This is a genomic window from Blastococcus sp. CCUG 61487 (assembly GCF_005222955.1).
Taxonomy (GTDB): Bacteria; Actinomycetota; Actinomycetes; order Mycobacteriales; family Geodermatophilaceae; genus Blastococcus.
The window spans coordinates 1-9193 of the sequence record NZ_LWUA01000004.1 but is presented as its reverse complement, the minus strand read 5'-3'; the positions used below and the strand labels follow the sequence as shown (position 1 = coordinate 9193).

Sequence of the window (9193 nt, the reverse complement as noted above, 5' to 3'; positions counted from 1 at the left end):
GGCCCGAGGCGACCCCCGACCCCGTCGTCCTGCCGGTGGTGTTCGACGGACCGGACCTCGCCGAGGTGGCCCGGCTGGTGGGGCTCGCCGTGCCCGAGCTGGTGCGCGCGCTGACCGCCGCGGAGCTGACGGTGGCCTTCGGCGGGTTCGCGCCCGGGTTCGGCTACCTCACCGGCCTGCTGCCGGAGCTGCACGTGCCGCGCCGGGCGACGCCGCGCACCCGGGTGCCCGCGGGCGCGGTGGCCCTCGCCGGAGAGTTCGCGGGCGTGTACCCCCGCGCCTCCCCGGGTGGCTGGCAGCTGGTGGGCCGGACCGACGCCGTCCTCTTCGACGTGCAGCGCGAGCCGCCCGCCCTGCTGCGGCCCGGGGTGCCCGTGCGGTTCCGTGAGGTGTCGTGACGTGCTGACAGTGCTCGCGCCGGGGCCGCTCACCACGGTGCAGGACCGAGGGCGCCCCGGCCACGCCGCGATCGGCGTGACCCGGTCGGGGGCCGCCGACGTCGCGGCCGCCGGGCTCGCCACCCGGCTGGTCGGCAACCGGCCGGAGGCGGCCGTGCTGGAGGTGACCGCCGGAGGGCTGCGGGTCCGTGCGGGGCGCACCCTGCTGGTGGCGGTCACCGGTGCGCCGCTCCCGGTCGAGGTCGACGGGCGGGCGGCACCCTTCGCCGCCCCGCTGACCCTGCCGGCCGGCTCCCTGCTGGCGCTGGGGCACCCTCCGCGCGGCCTGCGCTCCTACGTCGCGGTGCGCGGCGGCATCGACGTCGTCCCGGTGCTCGGGTCGCGCAGCACCGACACGCTCTCCGGGCTGGGCCCGCCTCCGCTGACCGCGGGCACCGACCTGGCGGTCGGGGACCTGGCCGGCGAGGAGCCCGTCGTGGACGTCGCACCCGTGGGCCCGCCGCCGGAGCGGCCGGTGCTCCGGGTGCTGCCCGGCCCGCGGCGGGACTGGCTGACCGAGGACGCGTGGGCCACCCTCACTGCGGGGGAGTGGACCGTCGGAGCGGACAGCGACCGGGTCGGGCTCCGGCTGGACGGACCGCGGCTGGCCCGGGTGCGCGAGGACGAACTGCCGAGCGAGGGGCTGGTGCCGGGCTCGGTCCAGGTGCCGCCCGACGGCGCCCCGGTGCTGTTCCTCGTCGACCACCCGGTGACCGGCGGCTACCCGGTGGCCGCCGTCGTCGTCACCGCGGACCTGCCGCTGGCCGCGCAGCTCCGGCCCGGCGACGTGCTCCGCTTCCGCGCCGTCAGCCCCTGACGGGCAGCACCGCGAGGCCGTCGGGGCCGGTGACGACGGCGGCGCGCGCGCCGTAGTGCGCCGCCAGGGCTGCGGGGGTGAGCACCTGGTCGGGCGTGCCCTCGGCGGCGACCCGTCCCGCGGCCAGCAGCATGAGCCGGTCGGCGTACTGGCCGGCGAGGGTGAGGTCGTGCAGCGTGCTGACCACGGTCAGCCCCTCCTCCCGGCGCAGCCGGTCCAGGAGGTCGAGCACCTGCTGCGCGTGCCCGAGGTCCAGCGAGGCGGTCGGCTCGTCGAGGAAGAGGACCCGCGGCCGCTGGGCCAGCGCCCGGGCGAGGACGGCGCGCTGCTGCTCACCGCCGGAGAGCGTGGCCACGAGCCGGTCGCCCAGCGGCTCCAGCTCGAGCCGCCGCATGACGTCGTCGACGATCGCCCGGTCGATGGCGCGCGGGGCGGCCAGCAGGGGCCGGTGCGGGGTGCGGCCGAGGGCGACGTAGTCGCGGGTGCTGATGCCCTCGGGCACGACCGGCAGCTGCGGCGCGTAGGCCAGCAGCCGGGCGCGGTCCCGGCGCGGCATCCCGGCGGCGGGGACGCCGTCGATGCGCACCTGGCCCTCGTGGCGCTGCAGCCCGAGGACCGAGCGCAGCAGCGTCGACTTGCCCGATCCGTTGGGCCCGATGATCGCCAGCCAACCGCCGGCGGCGACGGTGAAGCGCACCGAGTCGAGCACCTGGTTCCGGCCGTAGGCGGCGCTGATGCCGAGGGCCTCCACCCGCGCGCCGCCGGTGGGCTGGAGCTGTCCGGTCATCGGCGGCGCGCCCCCGTCCACAGCAGGAGGGCGAAGAACGGCGCGCCGACGAACGCGGTGACCACGCCGATCGGCAGCTCGGCGGGGGCGAGGATCACCCGGGCGACCAGGTCTGCGAGCACGAGGAACGCCCCGCCGACGAGCAGGGAGAGCGGGAGGACCCGGGTGTAGGAGCCGCCGGCGAGTCGCCGCACGATGTGCGGCACGACCAGGCCGACGAAGCCGATGAGACCGCTGACCGCCACCGCGGAGGCGGTCGCGAGCGAGGCCGCGAGGATGACCAGCAGCCGCAGCCGCCCCGGGTGGACGCCGAGCGAGGCGGCCTCGTCGTCGCCGACGGCCAGGATGTCGAGCGCTCGGCCGCAGAAGAGCAGGACCCCGCAGGAGACCCCGAGGTAGGGCAGCACCATCCCGATGTCCGACCACTGCGAGCTGCCGAGCTGGCCGATCATCCAGCCGTAGATCTCGCGCAGGTTGTCGGTGTTCTGCTGCTGCACCAGGGTCTGCACGGCGGAGAGGAAGGCGGCCACGGCGATGCCGGCCAGCAGCAGCGTCGGGCTGTGCGAACCACCGGCGACGCTGCCGAGCGCCAGGGCGCAGAAGACGCCGAACAGCGCCCCGACGAACGCGGCCAGCGGGACCATGCCGACCGGGCCGACCGACTGCACGGGGGAGTAGGCGATGGTCAGGGTGGCGCCGAGCCCGGCGCCCGCGGCGGCGCCGAGGAGGTAGGGGTCGGCCAGGGCGTTGCGGAACACGCCCTGGTAGCCCGCGCCCGCGATCGCCAGCGCCGCGCCGACGAGCACGCCGAGCACCACCCGGGGCAGCCGCAGCTGCAGCAGCACGGCCGCCTGGGTGCCCTCGAGGCCACCGGACACCTCGATGCCCAGCGGGTGCAGCGCGCGGTCGAGCAGGGTGAGGACGACGCCGTCGGGGGGCAGCGGCACCGCGCCCACCCAGATCCCGGCCAGCATGCAGCCGACGAGGGCGAGCAGCGCCGTCCCGTACACCAGCACGCCCGGCCGCCGCGGACGCACCGCACCCGGCGCGGCCGTCGGGCGGCCGGACCGGGTGCGGTGCGTGAGGGTGCTCATGAGGGAGGCGGCCTCAGCCCTGCAGAACCTCGGCGACGAGCTCGGCGAAGTCCGCGACGCGCGGCCCCCACCGGGACACGACGTCGTCGTCGGCCTCGACGATGCGGCCCTCGACCACGGCCGGGATCGTCGCGAAGGCCGGCCGCTGGGCAACGGTCGCCGCGCTCTCACCGCAGCACTTGGTGTCGGCCAGGACGATGATGTCCGGGGCCTGCTCGACGACGAACTCGGCCGACAGCTGCGGGTAGCCGCCACTGGGGTCCGGAGCGCCGTCGGCGATGTTCTCCAGGCCGAACAGCGAGTAGATCGTGCCGATGTAGGTGCTGCTGTCGGCGGAGTAGAGCTCCGGGCCCAGCTCGTGGAAGACCCGCTGGCCCTCGACGTCGGTGGAGACCGACGCGACGGCGGCGTCGATGCGCTCCCGGGTGTCGTCCACGACCTCGGCGGCCTCGTCCGTGTGCCCGGTGGCCGCGCCGAGCAGCTCGATCTGCTCGTAGGTGTCGTCCAGGGTCTCGGCCGCGCCGAGCAGCAGCACCGGGACGTCGAGCGACTCCAGCGAGCCGACGATCCCGTTGATGTCGTCGCTGAGGACGACCAGGTCGGGCTCGTAGCCGACGACAGCCTCGGCGTTCGGGGTGAACGCCGACAGGTCGCTGGTCGGCGCCTCGGCCGGGTAGTTCGAGTTGTCGTCGACGGCCTCGACCTGGTCGCCGGCGCCGATGGCGAAGAGCATCTCGGTGGCGGTGGCCGACAAGGCGACGATCGCCTCGGGCCGCTCCTCGATGGTGACCTCGCCGTTGTCGGCGGAGACCGTCACCGGGAACTCCGAGGACTCGGCCGACGAACCGCCGGCGCTGCCGCCGTCGTCGTCGGCGTCGTCGCCGCAGGCCGTGAGGGCCAGCAGCAGCGCGGTGAGCAGCGCCAGGAGCGCGGCGGGCGACAGCCGCCGTCGTGCGCCCGACGTCGACCGCGCCGCGCGGGGGTGGGAGCCGATCAAGGGAACTGCCTCCAGTGGAGGCGGCGAGCGTCGCCCACGAGCTGACCCGACGCTCGATGCGCGACCCTTGCCGCGAGGGTCGGTTGCACGAGGCAGAGCAGGCGATCTGGCTCGGGCCACCGGAGTGGCCATCACAGTTGCGGGACAGCGCCGGGTTCGCACCGGACTTCGCTGCTGCTGCGTCACCGGCGCAGGGGCCGGCGACGGCAAGGTACCACCGGGCCGCTCAGCCGCGGGCGCCGAGGACCGCCTCGTAGACGTCGACGGTCTGCCGGGCGATGGCCGGCCAGCCGAACTCGGCCAGCACCCGTTCCCGGCCGGCGGCCCCCATCCGGGCCGCGCGCTCCGGGTCGGTGAGCAGCTCGGTCATCCGGGCCGCGAGCGCGTCGACGAACCCGTCGGGGTCGTCGGGGTCGTGGGGCACCAGCAGGCCGGTGCGCCCGTCGTCGACGACCTCGGGGATGCCGCCGACGGCGCTGGCGACGACGGCGGTGCCGCAGGCGGCCGCCTCGAGGTTGACGATGCCCAGCGGCTCGTACACCGACGGCACCACGAAGACCGTCGCGCCGGCGATCAGCGGGACGAGCTGCTCGCGCGGCAGCATCGCCTCCAACCAGACCACGCCGTCGCGCCGCGCCTGCAGGGCCGCCACGGCGTCGGCCACCTCCTGCCGCTCGCCGGGGGTGTCGGCCGCTCCGGCGCAGAGCACGAGACCGACGTCGCCGGGCAGCTGCTCGGCCGCCGCCAGCAGGTGCGGCAGGCCCTTCTGCCGGGTGATCCGGCCGACGAACAGCGCGTAGGGGCGGTCGGGGTCCACGCCCAGCGCCCGCACGGTGTCGGGCGCCTCCACCGGGCGGTAGGCGTCGGCGTCGACGCCGTTGCGGACGACGTGCACGCGGGCGGGGTCGAGATCGGGGTAGACCGCCAGGACGTCCTCGCGCATGCCGGCGCTGACCGCGATCACCGCGTCGGCGGCCAGGTAGGCGGTCCGTTCCGCCCAGGAGGAGAGGCGGTAGCCGCCGCCGAGCTGCTCGGCCTTCCACGGGCGGCGCGGTTCGAGCGAGTGCGCGGTGACGACGTGCGGGATGCCGTGGACCAGCCCGGCCAGCAGCCCGGCGGTGTTGGCGTACCAGGTGTGGCTGTGCACCAGGTCCACCCCGTCCAGGGCGGCGGCCATCCCGACGTCCACCCCGATGGCCTGCAGCGCCCCGTTGGCGCCGCGCAGCGTCTCCGGCACGGGGTGCCCCGTGGCGTCGTCGCGCGGCGCGCCGAAGCTGTGCACGTCGATGCGCGGGCGCTCGGGCAGCTCGCGCAGCGCGGCCACGAGGTGCTGGACGTGCACGCCGGCGCCGCCGTAGACCTCCGGCGGCCATTCGCGGGTCACGATGCCGATGCGCACGGCGGTCAGCGTAGAAGGACCGCTCGTCCCCGCACGCTCGGCGCGGGTCCCGGGGGCGTTCCCGTCCCTCGCCAGGGTGGAACCGCGTGCTCGAGGAGTGCGGGCAGGGACCAGCGGATACGTTGCGTGGCATGCGCGGCGGTCCTCGGGTTCTCGGCATCGTCCTGGCGGGCGGTGAGGGCAAGAGGCTGGCGCCGCTCACCCACGACCGCGCCAAACCGGCCGTGCCGTTCGGCGGCAACTACCGGCTGATCGACTTCGTGCTGTCGAACCTGGTCAACGGCGACATCCGGCAGATCGCCGTCCTCACCCAGTACAAGAGCCACAGCCTGGACCGCCACATCACCACGACCTGGCGGATGTCCCAGCTGCTCGGCGGCTACATCACGCCCGTGCCGGCGCAGCAGCGGCTCGGGCCGCGCTGGTACACCGGCAGCGCCGACGCGATCTTCCAGAGCCTGAACCTCATCTACGACGAGCGCCCGGAGATCGTCGTCGTCTTCGGCGCCGACCACGTCTATCGGATGGACCCCCGGCAGATGATCGACCAGCACCTGCAGACGGGTGCCGGCGTCACCATCGCCGGGTTGCGGGTGCCCCGTCGCGAGGCGACGGAGTTCGGCGTCATCGACGCGACGGCGGAGGGGAAGGTCCGGGGGTTCCTGGAGAAGCCCGCCGACCCGCCGGGGCTGCCGGACTCGCCCGAGGAGAGCTTCGCCTCGATGGGGAACTACGTGTTCACCACCGATGCCCTGCTCGAGGCGCTGCGCACCGACGCCGCCGACGAGGACTCGGTGCACGACATGGGCGGCTCGATCATGCCGATGCTCGCCGACGCGGGGGAGGCGTGGGTCTACGACTTCTCCACCAACGTCGTCCCGGGCGCGACCGAGCGCGACCACGGCTACTGGCGCGACGTCGGGACGATCGACTCCTACTACGACGCGCACATGGACCTGGTGTCGGTCACCCCGGTCTTCAACCTCTACAACGACCGCTGGCCGATCTACACCCTCCCGCCGCAGCTGCCGCCCGCGAAGTTCGTCCTGGCCGGGCGAGCGGAGGAGTCGATGGTGAGCGCCGGCGCGATCATCGGCGGCGGCTCGGTGCACAACTCGGTCATCTCCCCGGGTGTGCGCGTCGAGCGCGGCGCGCACGTCGAGGGCAGCGTGGTCATGAACGGCGCCTTCATCGGGGAGGGCGCGGTCGTCCGGCGGGCGATCCTCGACAAGAACGTCGTCGTCCCCGCGGGTGCGCGGATCGGGCTGGACCACGACCTCGACCGGGAGCGCTACGACGTCAGCGCCGGTGGCGTGACCGTGCTCGGCAAGGGCGCCCGCGCCATCGTCTAGGGGCAGTTATGGCCATAACTGCCCTCAGGGGCGGTTATGGCCATGAACGCCCTCAGGGGCGCTTGGTGGCGACGAGCAGGCCGGCGCCGAGGGGCAGCACCGCCGACAGCAGCGACTCGTCCTCCCGCAGGGTCCGGGCCACCTCCCGCCAGGCCACCGTCTGGGGGTCGCGGACGGCGCGGTCGGCGATCCGTCCCTGGTCGAGCAGTCCGTGGCAGACGACTATGCCTCCGGCGCGCACCAGGCCGACGACGGCGTCGAGCTGGGCGGCGTACTCGCGGGGGTGGCCCGCGCAGACCACCAGGTCGTACGCATCCGGCGAGAGGCGGGGGAGCACCTCGCCGGGGGTGCCGAAGATCATCCGGGTCCGACCGGCCGGCACGGCGGCGCCGGCGAACGCGGCCCGGGCGGCGCGCAGCTGCTCGGGGTCGCCGTCGAGCGCGGTGAGGACGCCGTCGGGCTGCATGCCGCGCAGCAGCCACAGCCCGGTCAGCCCGCCGCCGCTCCCGATCGACACCACCGCCCGCGCCTGGAGCACCCCGGCCAGCACGGCGAGGGTGGCGCCCGTCGACGGCTCGATCGGCGGGGGCCCCGGCAGGAGGACCGCGCGCTCGCGGGCGGCGGTCATCTCGGGGGTCTCGGCGGCGAACCGGTCGGCGTAGGCAGCGCCCTCGGAGCCACTCCCCGGCGGCGGAAGGTGGGCGCTCATCACCGCCCGAGGGTAGTGGCCGCGGGTCGCCGGCCGGTGCGGGACGCCGAGCGGGCGGTCGCCGGGCTGTGAGTTGGCTGGGAACGTGTGCGGTCCGGAACAGCCGCACGAGCACGGCTCGTTCTCCCGTCGTGCGCCCAGACCCAGCCGTGTCCACCCGCCCGAGCGACGCCGATCCGCGCACGTCGTCCGGAGTCGGGGATACTGGCGCCGTGTCCGAGCCCGTGCGTGCCGACGTCGAGGGCTGGGTCGCGCCCACCTGGGAGCAGGTCGTGCGCGAGCACTCCGCTCGCGTCTACCGGCTGGCCTACCGCCTCTCGGGCAACCCGCAGGACGCCGAGGACCTCACCCAGGAGACGTTCGTCCGGGTGTTCAGGTCGCTGGCCGACTTCTCGCCCGGCACGTTCGAGGGCTGGCTGCACCGCATCACCACGAACCTCTTCCTCGACATGGTGCGCCGCCGGCAGCGGATCCGCTTCGATCCGCTGCCCGAGGACACCGAGCGCCTGCCGGGCCGGGCGCCCAGCCCCGAGCAGGTCTACGCCGACACGCACCTGGACCCGCAGATCCAGGCGGCGCTCGACGCGCTGTCCCCGGAGTTCCGCGTCGCCGTGGTCCTGTGCGACATCGAGGGCCTGACCTACGAGGAGATCGCCGCCACCCTGGGCATCAAGCTCGGGACCGTGCGCAGCCGCATCCACCGCGGCCGCGTGCAGCTGCGGCAGGCCCTCGCCCACCTCGCGCCGGGGCGGTCGTTCGACGACGAGGCGTTGCTGGGCGGCGCCCGATGACCCTGCCCGAGAGCCACCTGGCGCAGGAGGCGATCGCCGCGCTCGTCGACGGCGAGCTGCCCGCCGGCGCCGCGAGCCGGGCGGCGCGGCACCTCGAGGGCTGCCTGCAGTGCCGGATGGCCGTGCAGGCGCAGCGCGAGGCGAAGGACGCCCTCCACGGCTGCGAGGAGGTGTCCGTCCCGGGCGACCTGGTGTCGCGGCTGTACGCGATCCCCTTCACCGCGGACGTCCGCGGCGCCGGTGCGGCGGCCTGGGACGTCGACCTCACGCCGAACGCACCTCCGCACCGCCCCGGCCACGCCCGCTGGCTGCGCCGCGGCCTCGCCGGGACCCTGGCCGGCCTGGGCGCGGGGGTCACCGTGCTGGCGCTGCAGCTGCCCGCCGGAGACTCCGACGCTCCCGCCGAGGTGGCCGACTCCGGGGTGCGCGAGCACACCGAGGTGGTCCCGCCCGTCCTGCGCGCGGTGAACACCGGGACGTCGCCGTCGCCGCTCGGCGGGACGGGCGGCACCCCCTGAGCGCCTCGGACGAGCCCACCCCTCCGGAGGCCTCGGACGAGCGCCCTCCCGGGACGTCGGCGCCGGAGGCGGCGTTCGCCCGCCCCGCGGGGGTGGACAGCCCGTTCGGCGCCGTGCCCGACCGGCTCCCGCCGCGCCGGACGAACGCGCCCGAACCGGGGCCCGGCCAGCAGGCGGCCTTCGGCCGCCCCGGAAGCGTCGAGGGCAGCTTCTCCGCCGACCGGCCGTTGCCGCCGGCCCGTCCCGTGCCGCCACCGCCGCCCGAGGCGCTGCGCCGCGCCTTCGGCCCGGC

At 75.6% G+C, this 9193-nt stretch carries 10 protein-coding genes and 1 pseudogene; 6 read left to right on the top strand and 5 right to left on the bottom strand.

Annotated elements, in window-relative coordinates; all coding sequences use genetic code 11:
• Nucleotides 1–398 (top strand): 5-oxoprolinase subunit B family protein (locus A6V29_RS00410; RefSeq protein ID WP_137158446.1); only part of this gene is annotated, 398 nt, incomplete at its 5' end.
• A gap of 1 nt (nucleotide 399) precedes the next feature.
• Entirely contained in the window at nucleotides 400–1254 is an 855-nt protein-coding gene (locus tag A6V29_RS00405) for a 5-oxoprolinase subunit C family protein (RefSeq protein WP_137158445.1), read from the top strand.
• Here A6V29_RS00405 and A6V29_RS00400 read toward each other — a convergent pair.
• The 4 genes from A6V29_RS00400 to glgA all read right to left on the bottom strand — a co-directional run bounded on the left by A6V29_RS00400 (nucleotide 1244) and on the right by glgA (nucleotide 5531).
• Nucleotides 1244–2041, bottom strand: coding sequence for an ABC transporter ATP-binding protein (locus A6V29_RS00400; RefSeq protein ID WP_137158444.1), 798 nt, complete (start codon nucleotides 2039–2041; stop codon nucleotides 1244–1246). The genes A6V29_RS00405 and A6V29_RS00400 overlap by 11 nt on opposite strands.
• A complete protein-coding gene (locus tag A6V29_RS00395; RefSeq protein ID WP_137158443.1) occupies nucleotides 2038–3135 on the bottom strand; it encodes a FecCD family ABC transporter permease in 1098 nt (365 codons plus the stop codon). Before A6V29_RS00395 ends, A6V29_RS00400 begins: the two co-directional genes overlap by 4 nt.
• Before the next feature lie 13 nt (nucleotides 3136–3148).
• Nucleotides 3149–4132: an ABC transporter substrate-binding protein gene (locus tag A6V29_RS00390; protein WP_137158442.1), complete on the bottom strand. Its 984-nt coding sequence runs from the start codon at nucleotides 4130–4132 to the stop codon at nucleotides 3149–3151.
• 226 nt (nucleotides 4133–4358) lie between these two features.
• Nucleotides 4359–5531: a glycogen synthase gene (gene glgA / locus A6V29_RS00385; protein ID WP_170977624.1), complete on the bottom strand. Its 1173-nt coding sequence runs from the start codon at nucleotides 5529–5531 to the stop codon at nucleotides 4359–4361.
• Nucleotides 5532–5662: 131 nt separating this feature from the next.
• Here glgA and glgC point away from each other — a divergent pair, with 131 nt between their 5' ends.
• On the top strand, nucleotides 5663–6883 hold the full coding sequence (gene glgC, locus A6V29_RS00380) for a glucose-1-phosphate adenylyltransferase (RefSeq protein ID WP_137158440.1): 1221 nt from the start codon (nucleotides 5663–5665) through the stop codon (nucleotides 6881–6883).
• Nucleotides 6884–6935: 52 nt separating this feature from the next.
• On the opposite strand, the gene A6V29_RS00375 is transcribed toward glgC, so the two are convergent.
• On the bottom strand, nucleotides 6936–7592 hold the full coding sequence (locus tag A6V29_RS00375) for an O-methyltransferase (RefSeq protein WP_249932893.1): 657 nt from the start codon (nucleotides 7590–7592) through the stop codon (nucleotides 6936–6938).
• Between the two features lie 212 nt (nucleotides 7593–7804).
• Here A6V29_RS00375 and sigE point away from each other — a divergent pair, with 212 nt between their 5' ends.
• From sigE to A6V29_RS21150, 3 genes and pseudogenes are all read left to right on the top strand, one after another.
• Complete coding sequence (gene sigE / locus A6V29_RS00370) at nucleotides 7805–8383, top strand: RNA polymerase sigma factor SigE (RefSeq protein WP_137158438.1); 579 nt, start codon at nucleotides 7805–7807, stop codon at nucleotides 8381–8383.
• The gene (locus tag A6V29_RS21845) at nucleotides 8380–8901 is read left to right on the top strand and encodes an anti-sigma factor family protein (protein WP_137158437.1); all 522 of its coding nucleotides are present in this window, start codon (nucleotides 8380–8382) and stop codon (nucleotides 8899–8901) included. Before sigE ends, A6V29_RS21845 begins: the two co-directional genes overlap by 4 nt.
• 92 nt (nucleotides 8902–8993) lie before the next feature.
• Nucleotides 8994–9193: pseudogene (locus tag A6V29_RS21150) on the top strand (hypothetical protein); the annotation flags it as partial.

Excerpts from the sequence above, each read along its gene's own strand:
- A6V29_RS00400 (WP_137158444.1), bottom strand. The coding sequence starts at position 2,041 with ATGACCGGACAGCTCCAGCCCACCGGCGGCGCGCGGGTGGAGGCCCTC.
- A6V29_RS00395 (WP_137158443.1), bottom strand. The coding sequence starts at position 3,135 with ATGAGCACCCTCACGCACCGCACCCGGTCCGGCCGCCCGACGGCCGCG.
- glgC (WP_137158440.1), top strand. The coding sequence starts at position 5,663 with ATGCGCGGCGGTCCTCGGGTTCTCGGCATCGTCCTGGCGGGCGGTGAG.
- A6V29_RS00375 (WP_249932893.1), bottom strand. The coding sequence starts at position 7,592 with ATGAGCGCCCACCTTCCGCCGCCGGGGAGTGGCTCCGAGGGCGCTGCC.
- A6V29_RS21845 (WP_137158437.1), top strand. The coding sequence starts at position 8,380 with ATGACCCTGCCCGAGAGCCACCTGGCGCAGGAGGCGATCGCCGCGCTC.